This is a genomic window from Paenibacillus sp. LjRoot56 (assembly GCF_964253335.1).
In the GTDB taxonomy this organism is placed as follows: Bacteria; Bacillota; Bacilli; order Paenibacillales; family NBRC-103111; genus Paenibacillus_E; species Paenibacillus_E allorhizoplanae.
Genome location: NZ_CAXURV020000004.1, coordinates 554,714 through 573,972 on the forward strand (window position 1 = coordinate 554,714; position 19,259 = coordinate 573,972).

Genomic DNA, 19,259 nt, shown 5'->3' on the forward strand with positions numbered 1-19,259 from the left:
GCAAAAAGAACCCCCAGAGGCTAAAGCTTCCGGGGGTTTCGCTATTTCATGCACCTTTAACTTGCTTTGGATATTTGATTCGCTTCAATTCCGCGACGATGATGATCGTAATAATAACCAACATAAACCAAGAACTAATTTTACCCCAATGAACAATCCGCCAAGAAATTTCTTGATCTGGATAGCGCCAAGCACCAAGAAAGGTTGAAATATTTTCAGCCAGCCAAATAAAAAAAGCAACTAACATGAAGGAAAGGATCGTATGCATGCGATAGGTTTGGGTGGTGACTGTGAACCGAATATGTGACTTAAAAAACAAGATTACAATCAAGGCAATGAGAATCCACCTAATATCATACATAAAATGATGGGTAAAAAAATTAGCATATATAGCTATCGATACCAGGATCGCCATGTATTTGCTTGGCCAATTAACAAGATGTAGATCAAAACGTTTCCACGCCTGACACACATAACTCGATACACTTGCATACATAAAACCGCTGTACAGCGGGACTCCGGCTATTTTCGTCAAGCCTTCCTCTGGATAGGACCACGATCCCATGTGTACTTTATACAACTCCAGCCCAAGACCGATAATGTGAAATACTGTGATAACCTTCAGCTCATCTACACTCTCTATCTTCGTCCATACCAATACTAATTGCGCGAGAATACACACAAGTAAAATGAAATCATAGCGATGTATGAATGGCAGGGATACTGCTTTGGACACAGCCAATGTCAAAAAGATGATAACAGGAAAAATGCAGCATAAGGCCTGTTTCCAACCAAAAATGAGAAAATCTTTTACATATTCTCTCTTCATTCGTTCTCCTGAGTTCCATTAGATTTCATATACTTGACCTCTGCGTGATTCACATTAACTAGCTCTTCATCAACAATTGAATCATCATGTTTATTTACTTTTTGTCGCCATATTTCGTTGCCTCTGTACCACTTGTTTGAAGTTTCGTAGAACGAATGATTCTTCTCTTTCACTCGATAATCATAAGTCAATTCCGTATCACAGCTTATCGAGCCTTCTAAATACGCTTCCGTTACGTCCAGATGAAATTGAAACCGATTCTCGGTAGGATTATAAAATTGCAAATCTACGTAATTATAAAATACACTCGTTCCCGTCCCAAAGGGGATTACTCTGCGGTCATCTGGGAATAAATCGAAGCTGTGATGGTGCCTTTCTTTAATCATAAGCGGCGTATGTAATGCTAGCCAATATAACATATTCGCTAACTGACACAAACCACCTCCTGTACCTACTCGTACTTCGCCATGTGATAGCATGAGACCCTCGATGTACCCCTTTTCTTTACTAGTCACACCAATTAGCTTCCAAAAGGAAAACGTTTCACCAGGATGTATCACAATCCCATCCACTTCTCTAAGTGCAATTTTCAAATTCACAATCTTATTTTCTTGTAAAATGGGATCCGTATTGCCGAGCACCCGCCGTAATATAGATTTGTGCTTCTTCACTGTGTAAGTATATGGCTGAGTACTTTTATTATAAGCATATTTGATTAGCGGATTTAAATTGATGATACGTCGTTGTAACATCAGCTGCTGAACGCGGAGCCTATATAAGAAAGGAAATCGTTTGCCTATTCGTTGTTTCATGTCAACAAGTCCCACTGATTTTTCATCCTTATCTGTAAAATAAAATGGAGGCAGTCAATCCTCTCTTCATTTGACTCCTTAACCATTCAAAAAGTTGTGAGATTGTCACTTTTTCCAAAGAAAAAAGCAGTTCCCTCATTGGGAACTGCTTGCTGTATCAGGCAAACGTATAGCTTATAGACGTGCTTCCTTACGAAGCTTTCGCGCTGTAAACCGTGCTTCCGCGGATTCGAACAGCTTTTTTTCTTCATCCGTCTCGGCAATAATGCCTGGGACTGGACACGGCTGCCCCGCGTCATCTAAGGCAACAAACGTCAGAAACGATGTGGCAGTATGTTTTTTTTCACCAGTCAGAAGATTCTCAGACTCAATTTTCACATAAACTTCCATCGAACTCCGATGCGTCCACGTAACAAATGCCTCCAACTGAATCGCCTCACCTAGCTTTACCGGTGCGAAAAAATCCAAGCTATCACTCGAAGCTGTTACCACACTCTTACGACAATGGCGCATGGAGGCAATCGTCGCAACTTTATCAATATATTGCATCACGCGACCACCAAACACTGTGTTATGGTAGTTCGTGTCCGCTGGCAAAATAATTTCTGTCAACACGGTTCGAGACAGTCTTGCTGCTTTAGGTTCCATAGTGCTTGCCTCCGGATGATGACTTCAGACATGGTATAGCATACTTCAGTCATTCAGTTTAGTTGTAATTCAATGTGAGCTTACCAGCTGCTTCTTTAGCTAATCTGCGTGCTTCTTCCACTGTTTCCCCAGAACTCAGAGCAACAGCCATACGGCGACCTACTTTGGTTTCTGGCTTGCCAAATACTCTTACTTGCGTATTCGGGACGGATAACGCCTCGTCAATGCCGCTAATGGTATATTCTACTTGCTCGCGATCGGCTTTCAGCGTGTAACTGGCACCTGGTGTCAATAAGCGAACGCCCGTTATCGGGAATCCAAGAATCGCTCTCGCATGCAGCGCGAACTCACTAAGATCTTGCGTAGCCATCGTAACCATCCCTGTATCATGCGGACGCGGGGACACTTCACTGAAGTATACGCCATCTGCAGTTAGGAATAATTCAACGCCATATAGACCGTGACCGCCAAGTGCATCGGTAATCGTTTTTGCCATTTGCTGTGCATCCACAATTTGCTGCTCAGACATCGTATGCGGCTGCCAAGATTCAATGTAATCGCCGTCTTTTTGAATGTGACCAATTGGTTCACAGTACGTTGTTCCTGAAACTGAACGAACCGTCAATAACGTAATTTCGGATTCAAAATGGATAAATTCTTCGACGATCACACGCGCGTTTTTGGCACGTCCGCCTTCCATTGCAATGTTCCATGAAGCTTCTACACCTTCAGGTGTACGGCAAACACTTTGCCCTTTTCCAGAGGAGCTCATGATCGGCTTGATCACACAAGGTGTCCCGATTACGGCAACTGCTGCGTGCAATTCTTCAAGGCTATTAGCAAACTCATATTTGGCCGTGCGTAGTCCCAGTGTTTCAGAAGCAAGTCGACGAATCCCTTCTCTATCCATTGTTAAACGGGATGCTGTCGCCGTTGGGATAACACGGTAGCCTTCTTTTTCAAGTTCTACAAGAACAGACGTTGCGATTGCTTCAATTTCCGGCACGATGAGATCCGGGCGCTCTTTCTCGATAACCGCACGAAGCTGCTCGCCATCTAACATTGAGATAACGTGGCTGCGATGCGCAACTTGCATAGCAGGAGCATTCGCATAACGATCCACGGCAATCGTCTCTATACCGAGTCGCTGTGCTTCAATAATAACTTCTTTGCCTAGCTCACCAGAGCCAAGCAGCATAATTTTCTTGGATTTGTTGGATAATGGTGCTCCGTACATGAGATGAAATGCCCCCTAAATGAAAGATGAGTACAAGCTATGAAAGATGATTACATATGTGATTCATCCGATTAACGTCGGAGTTTGGCGAATTTTACCTAGATTGACCCTGATCTATTGTACTGGATTTTGAGGTTAAAAGATAGATGAGATCTTCAGATTACGCTGTTGGCAGTTACGCTAACCGTCACTTTACGTACGACTCAACAGGGGGGGAAATATAAAAATATGTAAAAAATACTTCTAAATTGCGTCATTGGGATAGTTTCAAGCGAGTAATGGATTTTCTCCAGTTAATTTTAGGATTTAGGAGATACATCTAGAAAACCCAAAAAAATAACTGGAGTTTTATGTAGGTTATTACAAGCCAATGAACTGATCATGATTGTATCGATTTCAGCAATAGTTTACGTAAAATAGGCACAAGCTGTTCATGCAATCCTTCCACATTGGGAACAACGATAGAGCTTCGCCCATACATATTACGCATCGCGTTCCTCTGTGTTTCATGAACGGTACCATTTGCCAGAAAAACGCTGATCACCTCGATACCCATGCGTCTAGCTTGCAGAACGGCTTCATGTGTATCCAGGATGCCGACATCGTTGTAGTTGGCTGCCGAAGGCTCCCCATCCGAGAACACGAGGAGGATGCGCTGCCGCTCTGTGCGCCGCAGCAGCTGCTTCATCATCTCACATATTGCGAAGCCATCGCGATTGTCCTGCTGCGGCTCCAGCTGCATCAGAGCCGCTCCACTCCCGGACGCGAGGCAGGAGCCGAAGTCCACCGCAATCTGGAACAGGTTCGGTGCCTCCTGCTCGGTTACGCGGTCCGCATCCTCCCAGAATCCCACAATTTCGTGGGGGATTCGCAGGTTTTGGAGGGTCTCGTGGAATAGCACGAGACCGAGTTTGGTTTCGTCCATTTTGTCATACATGGACGCCGAGCAATCGACGAGCAGCGCGAACGCTGCGTCGAGCTGGGGTACCGGCGCGCGCTTCTTATAGAAGAGGCGCGGCAGCTCTTGCGTGACGGCTCGCGTTAGCCGCTTGTCGAGCCGCCCGAACAGCCGATCGCCGCGCGGGGCGATCCGCCTCTGCTCCAGCGTGCGCCGTATCGCACGCTGCAAGGGCTTCGCGAGCGGCGCTGCGCGCTCGCTCAGGCGCCTGAACCCGTCCTCCTGCGCAGCAGTAGGACGTTCAGGCAAGAGCCAGGTCGCCGTCGCGTACGCGGCGACCTCGCCCTCCCCGTGCCCCGCGGCAGCGGGCACGGAAGGCCCTTGGCGCCGCTCAGCGGCGGCGCCGGTGCGCTGGGCGCGCTGCGAGCGCCCCTGGGCGATGGCGAGCGCCTGGTCGGCGGCATCGCCCTCACGGGGCGCAGAGCCCTGCGCGGCGGTGCGAGCGCCGCGCTCCAGCTCGAACCGCAGCAGCCCTGGGCTGCGGTCGCTGCTCTCACGATGCCAAGTCGGCATCCGTTCTTGGCCCGGCAGTTGACGCTCCCCCTCTTGATCGGGGAGCACATCATCGTTGGCGAGCCGTTTCGCGCGCTTCAACTCGCCTTTATAGTCCGCAGGCAGGGGATCTGCGCTCCCGCTTCCCTGCTGTGTCCAGAAGTACGCAGACACAGCATCACGCTCCAACAACGGGGACAGCTTCTCCAGTATGTCTTCACACAAAACCGCAACTTGATCCGTATGCGCCGCTTCCTCTACTTGCTCTAGCATCGCATAGAGTCCACCCAAACGGCCCGTTAACTCGCTGCCAAGCGCAGAAGAGAACGACTCACCTTGCCACGACTTTCCAGTAAACCAACCATACACGATCAACAGTAACGCATCTGCCAACTCACCTTTGCTCACATGCGTTCGGAGCTTATGCTCGAAATATCCGCCTAAGATCTGATGCCGATGTGCAAATACAGCTCCCATTCCAGAACGTTGGCTGCGGCAAATTCGCTCCAAGCGCATATCCTCACATAGTGCAAATAAGCTATTTGCCAGCTTCGGAAACCTGGCACTTGAGCAGTAATGGAGGTAGGCAGTCACTGCCTCTTTTCCTGTAAACCAAGCGCTGCCAAGGCAACGCAGATATACATCGCTTTTCATACCCGCTGTTTTATCACGAAGCGGATAGTCCCACCAAAATTGACTCACCGTCATTTGCAAAGCAGTTTCATCATAATGCGCGTGAAATCCAGCCTCAACTTCCAGCTTTTCACGTTTCGTAAATAAACGAGCCAAATCCACCAACTGCATGTGGAGCAGCGCATCGATTTTATCATCCAATCGGCTAAGACTTCCTACGAACATGGTTTTACAGTAACGTTTCAGCCGTATTCATCACAGCTGCACGTTCCCTTTCATCCTCTAGCTTATCCGCAATCGCCCGCGTAACTGCCCGCATAGGTGGTATATACGCCGCCAAATCACACGCGTCTAACAAGGCCCTAATCGAACCGGCTTCATCGGGCAGTTGCCCCATTTCAATCAGGGAAAGTAAATCAGCAGATAGTTGTACGAAAGTACGTAACAACTTTTCATCACGCAGCACGGAACGGCTTTTTAACAACTGAAACAATAATTCTCCTTGCAAATAAGGCACTTCCACAGTGACAAAACGATTTTTCAGCGCTTCATTTAACGGAACAGTACCAATGTAGCCTTCATTAATCGCTGCGACAACTCTGAAATTCGGATGCGCAATAATTACTTCGCCTGTGAATGGGTTTGTTATTGATCTGCGGTGATCCAGCACGCCATTGATAAGAGGCAGTGTTTCTGGTTTGGCCATATTAATCTCATCAATATAAAGAAAGTGCCCCTTGGTCATCGCTTTCATAATTGGACCGGGGATAAACGCAATTTGGCTGCGACCTTGCTCATCATGTGTTAGTGTTTTGAAGCCAAGTAACGCCTCCGCATCCAAATCCGTGGAACAATTCACGCTGTGCATAGGCTGATGAAAGATAGCGGATACGTGCTCTGCAAGTTTCGTTTTGCCAGACCCTGTCGGCCCCTTTAAGAGTACATTTTTGCCTAGAAAAAGTGACAAAATCGCATCTGTGAGCAGATCTTCTGTGGGAGCTTCATATGCTGCAATTCCGATTAGCTTACTGTCCTCGGCGGAATGAAGGATTTGCTTTTGCTCCTCCAATCGCGCTCGAACCTCTGGTGGTAAACCATCTATTTTCAAAAAATCTGTCATCATCGCGTCGGTAATCCTCTCCTGATTGCATTATTCTCTAACTATTATCAGGAAAGCGCGAATTGTCAAGCTTCATCAGGTTAACCAAGGCTCCTCAATGACGGAATGGGCATAGAAAGCCATGGCTTCACCACAAGAAGGGCAGCTTGGTTTAGACGAAAATTCGTTGTATACCTTCGCCAAGCTGTAGGCCGTTTCATAATTTATTGCAATCATCACGTCTTCTTTGTGGACATATTCACATATTTTCGAGCTGCAATAGGCGCGAACCTTGTATTTATTACTCATTTGGAACTATTGAACGTATATTGCACCATGGTATTAAACTCGTGCAAGTACATATCCATGCGTTTATTTTTTCGTTGCTGCATGTCGTAGTACATCATTCGGTTTACGAACAAAGCATTTGACGAGATGAAAATATGCGAATCAGGATAAATACGCGTCAAAACATGACGAATCACATTGAGGCTGTCACTAGGTATAGGTTTCGCAGATACCCAATCCATTTGAGCGCCCATACCTGAACCGAATAATCCCGCTTCCGTCGCTGAATCGTTATACTTGCTTAATTGCTTAACTTGATCATTCATACCTGGATCTTGGAACTCTCCCATATCAACAGCTACGTAGATATTCGTATCCGTCATTGCTATTGAAGTAGTACCCAAACGAGCCTCTTGCATCACTTGATCAGCTACTTCGCGGTTCATGGAAAGATAGGTATTGTGATGTGGATTCTCTTCCTTTATTCGTGATTGATCTACTTTTTTGGCAGGTGCAATTTCCTTCAAATGGTCGCGATGCTTCGCATCTCCAGAATCAGATAGTCCTACACTCTGAATAGACAGCGATGCCTGTTCTATTTTGTTTGAGTGAGTTGCTGAACACCCCGTCAAGCCGACGAAGGCAGCCGTCATGATGACTGACATTTTCACAGCATTCATCGTCATTCCCCCCTATTTCTCTGTATATATTACTTGCTTGGGAGCCCATCTGCTTCCTTGGTATACGCAATTAGCGCAATTTCGTACCCTAATTCCTCTTTCATGCGAGTTTCTAGATTGCGAAGATCTTGCATTAATTCCTCATGAATACCTAAATTTGCAAAATGATACGATTCCATTTCCATGTTTATATGCCCCCTTTCTTAATATTAAATTGACACTAGTTTTAATATGGTCTATTTCCCTTATTTTTACTAAACGTCTCGGTGAAAATATGACAGTTCATCTTCTGACAACCCTAGCTTCATATAGCAAATTGGAATCTGCACTTATTTACATGAGTTATGCACTTCGTGGTAACGACTGATATTTCTGTTTTATTTTCGCAGTTCGATGAAATGTGGATGGTTAAGTGAATCACAAAAAACCTCCATCGCCACCACTCAAGTTTGAGCGGTTTCAAGGAGGTTCATTTCACTTTACATCTAATCTTCTTTCTTCCTGGTCTCATCCATATCTTCTAACAGCTTACGAACAGCTTCCGGATCTACATTTCCTTGATCATGAAAAGCTCGAAGCTTCTGAAGGAGATCTGCCGCTATGGCCTCATCCTCGGATTGTTCTGCTTCGTGGGAAGGATCAAACCAAATATAGAAGCCTTCAGGCCCATTTCGTAAGAAGGAAGCATTCCAATGCTCTGGATAGGCATACCCCTGCTCGCCAAAAATCATACCTAGCACATCATCATTCTCTATTGGCATTAAGTAATGAAAGGACTCCGGCTCTCCCGTATTGGTGAAATCTCGGTGCATGTAGGCATAATGCAAGTAATGTTCACCAGTCTCTGAATCCTTCGATATTTCATACAGATCTAACTCCGTTTGCAACAATTCCTTGACGGAAATAATACGGGTCGCAATCGTTTCAGCTGAAATTTTCTGTTGCTGTGTTAAAGATGCTTCCATTTGACTCTCCTCCTATCTCCAAGCAATTACCATGCAGCTGAATTGGACTACGAATCCGATCTTCGTGTGGATTCCACTAAAGTATCACGCAAAGAGCGTTTCGGCAGCTTCCATTTGTAGTTAACTGAGAACATGCGCAAAATGATGATAAGTGCAAAAAGAATGGCTAACTGCCATGTGCCCTGTGACCAACCAAGTCCAACTAACGCTCCCGCTAGCATACCCCAGACCGCATAAATTTCATCTTTGAGCACCAATGGTTTCCGACCTGCTAGCACATCACGGACCATACCTCCGCCAATCCCCGTGAGTACCGCGGCAACGATAATGGCACTTAATGGATGGCCCATATTCGTTGCATAGAGCGCCCCTTGGATAGCGAATGCTGCTAAGCCAATTGCATCGAAGAAGGCTTCCCAAGTTTTCCACATTCGAATATATTTCACAGGCATAAGGAAGACAACTGTCATTGCAAATAATGCGATTTGAAAATACATCCCTTGCTCCCACAGAAGTACAATCGGTTTTCCGATGAGCATATTACGGATGATTCCGCCACCAAATGCTGTAACAAGCCCAAGTACATACACACCTAAGATATCATATTCCTCTTCCATCGCCACAATTGCACCACTAACTGCGAAGGCGATCGTCCCGATGATACTAAATAACTCCCAGTTCACTTGCTTGCAGCCCCTGTCTACTCGATGTCCCAGTTCAATTTCACTTCATCGCCCGTTTGCGACGAACGGTAAATCGCATCTAGGATCAAATTATTCGTGTAGCCTGTCATGACAGACGTTATCGGCTGAGTACCACTCGTGATACTGGACAAGAAATGCTGCACCATACGTGCACGTGGATCATCATTCGCTGCAGGAGCTGAAAGTTCTGTTTCCACGATCCGATCGAATTTTTCAGCAAAAAGCTTTCCTTTCGCACCTTTCAAATAGGCACCGCCTTCAGAACCAAGCAGCTGCACGACTGGCAAGTTATCCGTCTCCAGTAGGCCTGCCCAGCTGACATCCAAGGAAAGAGTTGCCCCATTTTCAAACTTAATCAAGGCTGTTGCTAAATCCTCGACATCAAATTTCCCTTCCCAATTCGGGGCTCCCCATGTGCCAATCCCTTGCTTGCGCGGTCCGAACTCTGCATAGGTTGATCCATAAACGGAAACCGGCTTTGGATTCCCCATTAAATACAGCGTTAGATCTAACATATGTACACCAAGATCGATTAATGGACCTCCGCCTGATTTATCCATTTGGGTGAACCATGTTCCCCAGCCTGGAATGCCCTTACGTCTCAGATAGCTCGCTTTTGCATGATAAATGTGACCAAGCGCACCTTTTTCCACTTGCTCCTTCACAGCTATGGACGAAGCTTCCCAACGCATTTGGTGCGGAATCATGAGAATCTTGCCCGATTTGCGCTCTGCTTCAACAATTTGACGAGCTGATGCTAAATCGATCGCCATCGGCTTTTCCAGCATGACATGCTTGCCAGCCTCTAACGCCTTTACCGCAATTGGTGCATGCCACTCATTCGAAACAGCAATGACAACGGCATCAATCGTAGGATCCGCTAACAATTTATCTGAATTTGCATATACCTGTTCAATGTTATGATCTTTCGCTCTCATTTCAGCAAGCGGCAAATAGACATCTGTCACACCTGCTAGCTGCGCCCATGGTATCGTTTTAAACGTCTCCATGTGTACATTTCCGATATTTCCGGCACCAATAATCCCAATGCGAGTTGGTTTTGTTTCTGTCATTTCTGTGACCCTCCAGAACCTGTTAGAATACAATCTTATCTATTATAAATGGGGTTAACCCTCCCCGCAACCATGAATCTGGCCCTCTAAAATTTATCTTAGCGGAACTAGCCCTGTAGCGCTATTATTCACATATAATAAATTGCTAAAACTTTTTTAATAGTTGCACGCAAACATATTTAACATTTGAAATGTATCCTAAATAGTGTAAGGCAGCAACAAAGCAGCATTTACCGTGTAAAGGAGGGTTTTGAACATGCAAGCAAACACAATCCGTTTCAAGAATAAATCGATCCCTGTGATGAATTTTACTCATAAACGTTCCCAGATGGAGTTACTTTCAACTAAATTAAAGGAATACGAACTACATTTTGAATTTCGCAGAAAATTAAAAATGATCTCGATGATCGAGATCATTGGAGATGTCGCTATTTTCAAATACAATGATGGTACCAAGTTGTACTTAGAAGTTTCCTAATTGGACGGTGGAAAATATTCTTTACTCAGCTGATCAAGCTCCTGCAGAGAGCGTCGGGCCCATGCTTCCATGTCTGACAGCTTATCGATCTGAGCCAATAGCGCTCTCTTCAGAGACACTTGGTAATCTGGCACCTCACCCGCATAAGGACGAATCGTTGCAATCGGCATTAATGCGATCTCTTGATGGGATAATGCCCTTCTTTGATGAAAAAAAGCTACGCTTGGATCCATCGGATTATGTAAATCTCCTTGTGTAGGGTGATCCTTCACGGCAAGAATGCGAACTGCCGCCTTCATGGTAGAGGACATTTCTACAACTTCACCATAATAAACCCCTGTTTTATACTCAGCAATAACGCGGTCTCCGATTTGAAAACTCATTGTATACTCCACTCCTATTCTTGTTCTACTAATGGCCTTAGTCTGCGGTATAACTCATCCACGGATTGCATCCGATATATATATTGCTTCTCTTTCCCAGGTTCGATGATGACCACGCAAGGGACACTTGCAATTTGCCATTCTTGGCTGATGTGAGGCAGAAAATTAATATTACATTTCACTAACGGCATGTTTGGCTTCATCGTCAGTATAATGTCCAACATGCGCTCTGTTACTTTGCAAGTACCGCATAACGGCGTGTACATAAAGACAGCAAATGATTTTTCGTTATCTTGATTTACTTTGGATTGTAATTCTTGTTGAGATAACTCTTGCATCGCTATGCCCCTCTCTCATCCAGCCATACTAAGCTTTCAAACGCATAGTCAATCAGATCAGAAAAGTCATCAAGATGGCTCTCATCAATTTTGCGGCCAAAGGATAACGTAATGAGATTGCGATACTCCTCTGGTTGTTCACCATACAGATAGGAAATTTGTTGGGTAATACGAGGGCGTTGCTCCCAAAAAGCATTCAATTGTGCTTCAATCATCGGACAATCAATTTCTGGATCGTTCACATACGTATGAAGTTTAATTAACAGCGTGCACCCAGGCTTAGCCGTAGGATTTTCTAGAATTTCAGCTGCCAAATCACTCAAATGCACATGTAAGTGAATTTCTGCTTTATTCGGTAATCCCACTTGTCTAGCAAATTCAATAGCAAATGTGCGAGACATCGAGGACAAGTCAATTAAATCTTCTCTTCGTGTTATGATGATTTTACCTTCCAAATCCAAATCATAGACGGCTCCTTCGAGCACAACTTTGATATTGTCATAGATCGTCGGATCAAACATCCCCACACACCTTCTTTCATCTTTTCTTTGATTCGATTATACTATGGATATACCATGTAAAGAAGGTGTTCTTATGTCAGACAAGCCTCAAGACCAGCAAGCCGACCAGGTCGAACCACAAGGTGTCAAAAAAGTCAGTTTAGCCGACGCGATCAAAGCCAAACTAGCTCAGAAACAAGCGGATCAAGCCGCAGCTCGTGCTAACCCGAAAGCAGCAGGAAATGCGAATCAAACTGCGAAAAGCCAAATGACCAAAAAAGTAAATAACCAACGCCGTCGCACTGGCGGCAGCTAGACAACACTTTGTGTAGCTAAAAGCGCCCTGAAAGTAACACTTCAGGGCGCTTTTCACTTTTTATTATTTATGCGTATTGAATTTCACGTTGTTTCTTCACATCTTCGCTTTCCAAGTACTCATCGTACGTCAGCATTTTGTCGATTAGACCTTTCGGTGTCAACTCCATAACGCGATTCGCAATCGTTTGAATGAACTGATGGTCATGGGAGACGAACAACATCGTACAGTCGGAATCAACTAGCCCATTGTTTAGCGCAGTAATGGACTCCAAATCCAAGTGATTCGTAGGCTCATCAAGAATAAGCACATTCGCACCGCTCAGCATCATTTTGGAGAACATACAACGAACTTTTTCTCCTCCGGAAAGGACATTCGCTTTTTTCAGCGCTTCTTCACCAGAGAACAACATACGCCCTAGGAATCCACGTAAGAATGACTCATCCGGATCTTTGGAATACTGACGCAACCAATCCACAAGTGTTAGTTCGGAATTGAAGTAGTCTTGGCTGTCTTTTGGGAAATAAGCCTGCGACGTCGTTACACCCCATGAGAACGTACCGCTGTCCGCTTCCATTTCGCCCATCAAAATTTTGAATAAGGTTGTTTTGGCAATCCCGTCTGGGCCTACGAAAGCAACTTTATCCCCTTTGTTCAGGGTGAATGTCACATTGTTCAGTACTTGAACACCATCAATCGTTTTGGAAAGACTTTCAACTGCAAGCAATTGCTTACCAGCTTCACGCTCACCTTTGAAGTGAATAAATGGATATTTACGGCTGGATGGACGAATATCTTCAAGTGTAAGTTTTTCCAATTGTTTTTTACGGGAAGTAGCTTGCTTGGATTTGGATGCATTCGCACTAAAGCGCGCGATAAAGGCTTCCAACTCTTTGCGTTTTTCTTCCGTTTTCTTGTTCGCATCACGTGCCAAACGAAGCGCCAGTTGGCTGGACTCGTACCACCAGTCGTAGTTACCAACGTACATTTGGATTTTACCAAAGTCGATATCAGCGATATGTGTACATACTTGGTTCAAGAAGTGACGATCATGTGATACAACGATTACAGTGCCTTCAAAACGGGACAAGAAGTGCTCTAGCCACTTGATGGACTCCAAGTTCAAATGGTTGGTAGGCTCATCGAGTAATAGAATGTTCGGGTTACCGAATAACGCTTGTGCTAAGAGCACGCGAACTTTCTCGTTGCCATCAAGATCCTTCATTTTCGTATCATGCAGGGATGTTGGAATACCTAGACCAATCAATAGCTCAGCTGCGTCGGATTCTGCTTGCCAACCATCAAGATCTTGGAATTCTCCTTCGAGCTCAGCTGCTCTCATGCCATCTTCTTCGGAGAAATCAGCCTTTGCATACAGGGCATCTTTCTCTTCCATGATTTTGTACAAACGGGAATGCCCCATAACGACAGTTTTCAAAACTTCAATATCATCAAATTCGTAATGATTCTGTTTAAGGACAGCCATACGCTCACCTGGTGTGATGCTCACTTCACCTGTATTAGGCTCGATTTCACCGGAAAGGATTTTGAGGAATGTGGATTTACCTGCACCATTCGCTCCGATCAAGCCGTAGCAATTTCCTGGTGTGAATTTAATATTGGCGTCTTCGAACAGGGCTCTCTTGCCATAACGAAGCGTCACGTTATTTACATTAATCATGGGGTCTATATACCTACCTTTATAATATTTTCTTCTATCATAACTTATTTCGCTCTATTTCTTCTACTAACTCTGATAAATAAGTCCATCTTTCCATTGCAGCCTCAAGCTCCGCAGCGGTTTGTTGCTCTTGTTCATAGAGATCACGAGCGAGATCAAAGTTACTTCCAGAGTTTTCGATTTGCTTTTTCAAGCTGTCGACTTTGTCCTCCAAAGTAGCAATCGTGTTCTCGATTTCGTCCCATTCCTTCTGGTCTTTAAACGAAAGTTTCTTCGGACGATTCGTAGCTGGAGCCGAGCTTGAAGGATTTGCAACAGGAGTGCCGCTAGTCGTCTTCGCACTCGCTTGGCGAATGATTTCTTTCCGAGCTTGCTCCGCTTCTTCTTGTTCCCGTTTGTCTTCCAAATAATCGGAATATGTTCCAATGAAGGGCTCTATCCCACCATTACCGTCGAAGGCAAATAAATGCGTCACGGTTCGATCCAAAAAGTATCGATCATGGGAAACCGTAATAACAGCCCCGGAGAATTGATCTAGATAATCTTCCAGTATCGTCAAAGTTTGGATGTCCAAGTCATTGGTCGGCTCATCGAGAAGCAAAACATTCGGTTCGCCCATTAACGTACGTAACAAATAAAGTCTACGGCGCTCTCCACCCGAGAGTTTGCCGATTGGCGACCACTGCAAATTAGGAGAGAATAAAAAGCGCTCAAGCATCTGTGCGGCCGAAATGGTTTCACCATCCGACGTGCGGATCTGCTCTGCGGCTTCCTTGATATATTCAATCACACGCATCTTCTCGTCCATTTCAACGTTCTCTTGCGTGTAATAGGCCAACTTGACGGTTGTGCCGGTCTCAATCGTGCCACTGTCGGGCTGAATGCGCCCGGCGAGCATGTTAAGCAGCGTCGACTTGCCGCTGCCGTTCGGACCAATGATGCCGAGACGATCCTTCGGCATCACAATGTAGCTGAAGCCGCAGAGCAGCTGCTTCCCGCCTGAGAAAGACTTGCTGATGTCGTCAAGCTCCATCACCTTTTTGCCAAGGCGGCTGCCAGCCAGCGCCATGTCGAGCTTCTCACCGGGACCGTCAACCTTGCGGTCCCTTAAATCCTCGGCGCGGTTAATACGCGCCTTCTGTTTCGTCGTGCGCGCCTTCGCGCCGCGACGGAGCCAGGCCAACTCGCGGCGGAGGAGATTCTGCCGCTTATCTTCACTAGCGGCTTCAGAATCCATCCGCTCGGCCTTCTTCTCGAGGAACCACTCGTAGTTCCCCTCATAGCTGTAAATCTTGCCCCGGTCCAGCTCCAGAATGCGGGTGGTGACCCGCTCTAGGAAGTACCGGTCATGGGTAACGAGCAGCAAAGCGCCGCGCCACTTACTGAGGAATTCCTCGAGCCAGATGGCCGTCTCGTTATCAATATGGTTCGTCGGCTCATCCAGGATGAGCAGATCGGCGGGCTGAATGAGCACGCGCGCCATGGCGACGCGTTTGCGTTGACCACCAGACAGCTGGCCGACGGGCTTTTCGAACTCGCTGATGCCGAGCTTCATCAGCACGGTTTTGGCTAAGGTGCTGGCTTCCCAGGCACCTTGCTCATCCATGCGCGCCTGAGCAGAGAATAGGCGCGCTTGTTTCTTCTCGCTTCCGGAATCCTGCTCCAACTCCGCAAGGGCCAGCTCATAGTCGCGCAACGTCTTCATGAGCGGCGAATCGCCGTGGAATACTTGCTCAAGCACCGTAGAGTTCGGATCGAATTCTGGGTTTTGCGGCAAGTATTCCACGCGGAAATGGTTCGCGTGCACAAGCTTGCCGCGATCCGGTGTTTCCAGACCCGCCAGCATCTTCAGCAGCGTGGACTTGCCTGTGCCGTTCACGCCGATGAGGCCAATGCGCTGCTTCTCGTTTAGCGTGAACGAGATATCATCGAAGAGCACTTTGTCGCCATAGGTTTTGGTTATATCGACCGCGCTTAGAATATTCATCCTTGCACCGGCTCCTGGATGTACGCCGCAAGAAGGGCTGCTGTGTTCACTACAGCATCCATATGCGTTCGCTCCATGCTATGTGACGCATGAACTCCTGGCCCAATTAGCGCCGCACGAATGTCACGGCCGCCTCTAAGCGCTGCGGATGCATCGGATCCGTAGCGCGGATAAATGTCCACGGCATAGCCGATTTCTAGCTTCTCGGCATGCTCAATCATTTTCGACGTCATTGCATAGTCGTAAGGCCCTGACGAATCTTTCGCGCAAATGGAAACATCGCGCTCGCTTCCGCTCAAATCATCACCAAGCGCACCCATATCTACTGCGATAAAGTCTGTAATATCTTCTGGAATAAAAGATGAGCCATGACCCACCTCTTCATAATTGGAGAAGAACAGCTTGATCGTATAGAACGGTTGGATATCTTGCTCTTTCATCCATTTAAGAAGACCAAACAAGGATGCAACGCTTGCTTTATCATCCAAATGACGAGATTTCACATATCCATTTTCCTTCACCTGTACACGCGGATCGAAAGAGATGAAATCACCAACACGGATGCCAAGTGCTTGCACATCTTTTTTGGAGTTCACTAGCTCATCAATACGAACTTCCATATTCGCCTCATCGCGCTTGTACTCTCTCGCATCTTCGTATACGTGCACGGATGGTCTGGACGTAAGAATCGTACCATCATAAACACGCTCATCACGGGTATGAATTTGCACGTACTCATTCTCAATTGCACCCATCATAAAACCGCCAAGCGACGTAATTTTCAACGTGCCATTTTCTTTAATTGAACGAACCATAGCACCAAGTGTGTCCACATGCGCGGAAATGCCAATTACACGATCAGAACTCGCGCCTGGAATGGTCACGATGCCGCAGCCTTTATTCGTATAAGAAAGCTCAAAGCCAAGTTTACTCACTTCTAGCTCAACTTTTTGCATAATGTGATGCGTATACCCTGTTGGACTAGGAGTCCGCAGTAGCATTTCTAGAACTTCTGTCATGTAAGCTCTATTTAATTTAGACTTCACTTGGATTCCTCTCCCATGTCTATGTAATTTCGCACCTGCGCTAAACACACAAAAAACAGTGCAGCCTAAGAATTTTCGCTCGTCCATGACAACGTCAAGAACGAGCCTCTTCTAAGGATACTACACTGTTCTCCTATGTTTTTCAAACATGGGTTAGCTTACAAAATCAACACAGATGGACGTTCCATCAAGAACTGTTTTCATATGAGCTTTGACTTGTTCGTGCACAGGGTGCGTATCGTAAACCTTCAAATCGTCTAGAGAATCAAACTTCGTAATGAGTGCGATATCGTAAGAACGCTCTAGGTGTAAAATATCAGTTCCAACCTCAATGTGCCTTAAAACCGGGATTTTACCCTCCATGTTCGTAAGAACAGCTTTGGTTACTTCAATGGCTTCTGGACTACGATCTTTGAGTTTAAAAAACACGACATGCGTTAACATCGTTATCTCCTCCGATTTGAATAAATTAATTTGTAACCTTGGCAGACCACTCTTCAACGTCCCATACACGTGTTACCCAGCCTTCATAGAATTCAGGCTCATGGCAAACAAGCAGGACAGTGCCCTTGTACTCTTTCAGAGCACGCTGAAGCTCCTCTTTGGCCACGACATCCAAATGGTTCGTCGGCTCATCGAATAACAACCAGTTGCTTTCCTGCATAAGCAGTTTGCACAAGCGAACTTTCGCTTGTTCGCCACCACTTAACATGCTCATCGCTCGCGTGATATGCTCATTCTTAAGCCCAACTCGCGCAAGCGCTCCTCGAACTTCATTCTGAGTCATGGAAGAGAAGGAATTCCATACATCATCAATCGGCGTCATGCTTGGTGCTTTGACCTCTTGTTCAAAGTACGCAGGACTCAAATAATCACCGCGATACGTCTTACCGCTGAACGGTTCTATTTTGCCAAGAATCGTCTTCAATAAGGTGGATTTACCTACCCCGTTGCAGCCGACGATCGCAATTTTCTCACCGCGTTCAATCGTCACATTCATTCTTGGGAGCAAGGCACGATCATAGCCGATCTCCAAATTTTCCGCTTCAAATACGATTCTACCACTTGAACGCGATTCTTTGAATACAAATGTAGGCTTCATTGCCGTTTCTGGGCGCTCAATGCGGTCAATGCGATCCAACTGCTTTTCACGGCTCTTCGCACGAGTTGAAGTTGAAGCACGTGCTTTATTACGCGCGATGAAATCTTCCTGCTTTTTGATATACTCTTGCTGTTTCTCATAAGCGTCGATATGCTGCGCCTTATTCATTTCAGCCATATCAAGGAACTTCTCATAATTCGCCGTATATCGCGTCAACTTGGAAAATTCTAAATGATAGACAACATTGACAACTTCGTTCATAAATTCCGTATCATGTGAAATTAGCATGAACGCATACGGATAATCTTTCAAGTACATTTTCAACCACTCAATGTGTTCCACATCCAAATAGTTGGTAGGCTCATCAAGCAATAGCACGGTTGGCTTTTCTAGCAAAAGCTTTGCAAGAAGAACCTTCGTTCTTTGTCCACCACTAAGAGATGTCACATCACGATCTAATCCAATCGCATTCAAACCAAGACCATTACCCATCTCTTCGATTTTCACATCAAGCAGATAGAAATCACCGATCTCCAAACGTTCTTGAATTTCACCCATTTCCTCAAGAAGCACTTCAAGCTCCTCAGGCGTGGCATCTCCCATTTTGTCGGTAATAGCCATCATTCTTTTTTCTTCTTCATACAAAGGCAGGAATGCATCACGCAAAATATCACGGATTGTTCGACCTGCGGCCAACACGGAATGTTGATCCAAATATCCGTAATGGACTCTCGGTGTCCATTCTACTTTTCCTGTATCCTTCAAAAGCTTGCCTGTTAATATATTCATCAACGTGGATTTCCCCACGCCATTAGCTCCTACAATGCCAACGCGTTCACCAGCAAGCAAGCGGAACGAAACATTTTTGAACAATGTACGATCACCAAAGCTGTGGCTTAAATCTTCAATTGTTAAAAGACTCATTTTGTAAAACCAAACCCCTGTCTAGTTCTGAGATAATCACGTATTTTACTCGCGACTTCTTATTATACCACTGCTCATCGCAGACA

The 19,259-nt window shown here is 45.7% G+C and carries 22 protein-coding genes; 2 read left to right on the forward strand and 20 right to left on the reverse strand.

What is annotated here, in order from left to right; translation table 11 throughout:
* Positions 1-46 precede the first annotated feature (46 nt).
* The 12 genes from ACSQ8O_RS28355 to ACSQ8O_RS28410 all read right to left on the reverse strand — a co-directional run bounded on the left by ACSQ8O_RS28355 (position 47) and on the right by ACSQ8O_RS28410 (position 10,418).
* Entirely contained in the window at positions 47-829 is a 783-nt protein-coding gene (locus tag ACSQ8O_RS28355) for a DUF817 domain-containing protein (protein WP_436244415.1), read from the reverse strand.
* Entirely contained in the window at positions 826-1,641 is an 816-nt protein-coding gene (locus tag ACSQ8O_RS28360; protein WP_436244416.1) for a VanW family protein, read from the reverse strand. Before ACSQ8O_RS28360 ends, ACSQ8O_RS28355 begins: the two co-directional genes overlap by 4 nt.
* 174 nt (positions 1,642-1,815) lie before the next feature.
* Positions 1,816-2,289: an acyl-CoA thioesterase gene (locus ACSQ8O_RS28365; protein ID WP_056621059.1), complete on the reverse strand. Its 474-nt coding sequence runs from the start codon at positions 2,287-2,289 to the stop codon at positions 1,816-1,818.
* A gap of 58 nt (positions 2,290-2,347) precedes the next feature.
* The gene (gene purT, locus ACSQ8O_RS28370) at positions 2,348-3,526 is read right to left on the reverse strand and encodes a formate-dependent phosphoribosylglycinamide formyltransferase (RefSeq protein ID WP_436244417.1); all 1,179 of its coding nucleotides are present in this window, start codon (positions 3,524-3,526) and stop codon (positions 2,348-2,350) included.
* A gap of 379 nt (positions 3,527-3,905) precedes the next feature.
* Positions 3,906-5,810 (reverse strand): cobaltochelatase CobT-related protein, encoded by a 1,905-nt coding sequence (locus tag ACSQ8O_RS28375; RefSeq protein WP_436244418.1) that lies wholly within the window; start codon positions 5,808-5,810, stop codon positions 3,906-3,908.
* Between the two features lie 28 nt (positions 5,811-5,838).
* On the reverse strand, positions 5,839-6,729 hold the full coding sequence (locus tag ACSQ8O_RS28380; RefSeq protein WP_436244969.1) for an ATP-binding protein: 891 nt from the start codon (positions 6,727-6,729) through the stop codon (positions 5,839-5,841).
* A 75-nt stretch (positions 6,730-6,804) separates the two neighbouring features.
* Positions 6,805-7,017 carry a hypothetical protein gene (locus tag ACSQ8O_RS28385; protein WP_436244419.1) on the reverse strand — a complete coding sequence of 71 codons (213 nt, stop codon included), beginning with the start codon at positions 7,015-7,017 and terminating at the stop codon, positions 6,805-6,807.
* Complete coding sequence (locus tag ACSQ8O_RS28390; RefSeq protein WP_436244420.1) at positions 7,014-7,676, reverse strand: hypothetical protein; 663 nt, start codon at positions 7,674-7,676, stop codon at positions 7,014-7,016. Before ACSQ8O_RS28390 ends, ACSQ8O_RS28385 begins: the two co-directional genes overlap by 4 nt.
* A gap of 29 nt (positions 7,677-7,705) precedes the next feature.
* A complete protein-coding gene (locus ACSQ8O_RS28395) occupies positions 7,706-7,861 on the reverse strand; it encodes a hypothetical protein (RefSeq protein WP_157257047.1) in 156 nt (51 codons plus the stop codon).
* A gap of 300 nt (positions 7,862-8,161) precedes the next feature.
* Complete coding sequence (locus tag ACSQ8O_RS28400; protein ID WP_436244421.1) at positions 8,162-8,641, reverse strand: hypothetical protein; 480 nt, start codon at positions 8,639-8,641, stop codon at positions 8,162-8,164.
* Positions 8,642-8,688: 47 nt separating this feature from the next.
* Complete coding sequence (locus ACSQ8O_RS28405) at positions 8,689-9,324, reverse strand: trimeric intracellular cation channel family protein (RefSeq protein WP_082595807.1); 636 nt, start codon at positions 9,322-9,324, stop codon at positions 8,689-8,691.
* A 17-nt stretch (positions 9,325-9,341) separates the two neighbouring features.
* Positions 9,342-10,418: a Gfo/Idh/MocA family protein gene (locus ACSQ8O_RS28410; RefSeq protein ID WP_436244423.1), complete on the reverse strand. Its 1,077-nt coding sequence runs from the start codon at positions 10,416-10,418 to the stop codon at positions 9,342-9,344.
* A gap of 256 nt (positions 10,419-10,674) precedes the next feature.
* Between ACSQ8O_RS28410 and ACSQ8O_RS28415 the strand changes: the two genes are divergently transcribed.
* Complete coding sequence (locus ACSQ8O_RS28415; RefSeq protein ID WP_056621044.1) at positions 10,675-10,896, forward strand: hypothetical protein; 222 nt, start codon at positions 10,675-10,677, stop codon at positions 10,894-10,896.
* On the opposite strand, the gene ACSQ8O_RS28420 is transcribed toward ACSQ8O_RS28415, so the two are convergent.
* Genes ACSQ8O_RS28420 through ACSQ8O_RS28430 form a run of 3 tightly spaced genes read right to left on the reverse strand, consistent with a single transcriptional unit; the run spans position 10,893 to position 12,144 of the window.
* Positions 10,893-11,279, reverse strand: coding sequence for a kinase-associated lipoprotein B (locus tag ACSQ8O_RS28420; protein WP_436244424.1), 387 nt, complete (start codon positions 11,277-11,279; stop codon positions 10,893-10,895). The genes ACSQ8O_RS28415 and ACSQ8O_RS28420 overlap by 4 nt on opposite strands.
* Before the next feature lie 14 nt (positions 11,280-11,293).
* A complete protein-coding gene (locus ACSQ8O_RS28425) occupies positions 11,294-11,617 on the reverse strand; it encodes a thioredoxin family protein (RefSeq protein ID WP_436244425.1) in 324 nt (107 codons plus the stop codon).
* 2 nt (positions 11,618-11,619) lie between these two features.
* Positions 11,620-12,144 carry a hypothetical protein gene (locus ACSQ8O_RS28430; RefSeq protein ID WP_436244426.1) on the reverse strand — a complete coding sequence of 175 codons (525 nt, stop codon included), beginning with the start codon at positions 12,142-12,144 and terminating at the stop codon, positions 11,620-11,622.
* A gap of 67 nt (positions 12,145-12,211) precedes the next feature.
* Between ACSQ8O_RS28430 and ACSQ8O_RS28435 the strand changes: the two genes are divergently transcribed.
* Positions 12,212-12,433 (forward strand): hypothetical protein, encoded by a 222-nt coding sequence (locus tag ACSQ8O_RS28435; protein ID WP_171630778.1) that lies wholly within the window; start codon positions 12,212-12,214, stop codon positions 12,431-12,433.
* Positions 12,434-12,500: 67 nt separating this feature from the next.
* On the opposite strand, the gene ACSQ8O_RS28440 is transcribed toward ACSQ8O_RS28435, so the two are convergent.
* The 5 genes from ACSQ8O_RS28440 to ACSQ8O_RS28460 form a co-directional block, all read right to left on the reverse strand.
* Positions 12,501-14,114 (reverse strand): ABC-F family ATP-binding cassette domain-containing protein, encoded by a 1,614-nt coding sequence (locus tag ACSQ8O_RS28440; protein WP_056621030.1) that lies wholly within the window; start codon positions 14,112-14,114, stop codon positions 12,501-12,503.
* Positions 14,115-14,151: 37 nt separating this feature from the next.
* Entirely contained in the window at positions 14,152-16,101 is a 1,950-nt protein-coding gene (locus tag ACSQ8O_RS28445; RefSeq protein ID WP_436244427.1) for an ABC-F family ATP-binding cassette domain-containing protein, read from the reverse strand.
* Complete coding sequence (locus ACSQ8O_RS28450; protein ID WP_235550577.1) at positions 16,098-17,147, reverse strand: M42 family metallopeptidase; 1,050 nt, start codon at positions 17,145-17,147, stop codon at positions 16,098-16,100. The genes ACSQ8O_RS28445 and ACSQ8O_RS28450 overlap by 4 nt, the downstream gene beginning before the upstream one ends.
* A 153-nt stretch (positions 17,148-17,300) precedes the next feature.
* The gene (locus ACSQ8O_RS28455; protein WP_056621024.1) at positions 17,301-17,591 is read right to left on the reverse strand and encodes a Dabb family protein; all 291 of its coding nucleotides are present in this window, start codon (positions 17,589-17,591) and stop codon (positions 17,301-17,303) included.
* 25 nt (positions 17,592-17,616) lie between these two features.
* The gene (locus tag ACSQ8O_RS28460; protein WP_056621022.1) at positions 17,617-19,173 is read right to left on the reverse strand and encodes an ABC-F family ATP-binding cassette domain-containing protein; all 1,557 of its coding nucleotides are present in this window, start codon (positions 19,171-19,173) and stop codon (positions 17,617-17,619) included.
* Positions 19,174-19,259 lie beyond the last annotated feature (86 nt).

Coding starts and splice junctions, on each gene's coding strand:
- ACSQ8O_RS28355 (WP_436244415.1), bottom strand. CDS start 829: ATGAAGAGAGAATATGTAAAAGATTTTCTCATTTTTGGTTGGAAACAG.
- ACSQ8O_RS28360 (WP_436244416.1), bottom strand. CDS start 1,641: ATGAAACAACGAATAGGCAAACGATTTCCTTTCTTATATAGGCTCCGC.
- ACSQ8O_RS28365 (WP_056621059.1), bottom strand. CDS start 2,289: ATGGAACCTAAAGCAGCAAGACTGTCTCGAACCGTGTTGACAGAAATT.
- purT (WP_436244417.1), bottom strand. CDS start 3,526: ATGTACGGAGCACCATTATCCAACAAATCCAAGAAAATTATGCTGCTT.
- ACSQ8O_RS28380 (WP_436244969.1), bottom strand. CDS start 6,729: ATGACAGATTTTTTGAAAATAGATGGTTTACCACCAGAGGTTCGAGCG.
- ACSQ8O_RS28385 (WP_436244419.1), bottom strand. CDS start 7,017: ATGAGTAATAAATACAAGGTTCGCGCCTATTGCAGCTCGAAAATATGT.
- ACSQ8O_RS28390 (WP_436244420.1), bottom strand. CDS start 7,676: ATGAATGCTGTGAAAATGTCAGTCATCATGACGGCTGCCTTCGTCGGC.
- ACSQ8O_RS28395 (WP_157257047.1), bottom strand. CDS start 7,861: ATGGAAATGGAATCGTATCATTTTGCAAATTTAGGTATTCATGAGGAA.
- ACSQ8O_RS28400 (WP_436244421.1), bottom strand. CDS start 8,641: ATGGAAGCATCTTTAACACAGCAACAGAAAATTTCAGCTGAAACGATT.
- ACSQ8O_RS28410 (WP_436244423.1), bottom strand. CDS start 10,418: ATGACAGAAACAAAACCAACTCGCATTGGGATTATTGGTGCCGGAAAT.
- ACSQ8O_RS28415 (WP_056621044.1), top strand. CDS start 10,675: ATGCAAGCAAACACAATCCGTTTCAAGAATAAATCGATCCCTGTGATG.
- ACSQ8O_RS28420 (WP_436244424.1), bottom strand. CDS start 11,279: ATGAGTTTTCAAATCGGAGACCGCGTTATTGCTGAGTATAAAACAGGG.
- ACSQ8O_RS28425 (WP_436244425.1), bottom strand. CDS start 11,617: ATGCAAGAGTTATCTCAACAAGAATTACAATCCAAAGTAAATCAAGAT.
- ACSQ8O_RS28435 (WP_171630778.1), top strand. CDS start 12,212: ATGTCAGACAAGCCTCAAGACCAGCAAGCCGACCAGGTCGAACCACAA.
- ACSQ8O_RS28440 (WP_056621030.1), bottom strand. CDS start 14,114: ATGATTAATGTAAATAACGTGACGCTTCGTTATGGCAAGAGAGCCCTG.
- ACSQ8O_RS28445 (WP_436244427.1), bottom strand. CDS start 16,101: ATGAATATTCTAAGCGCGGTCGATATAACCAAAACCTATGGCGACAAA.
- ACSQ8O_RS28455 (WP_056621024.1), bottom strand. CDS start 17,591: ATGTTAACGCATGTCGTGTTTTTTAAACTCAAAGATCGTAGTCCAGAA.
- ACSQ8O_RS28460 (WP_056621022.1), bottom strand. CDS start 19,173: ATGAGTCTTTTAACAATTGAAGATTTAAGCCACAGCTTTGGTGATCGT.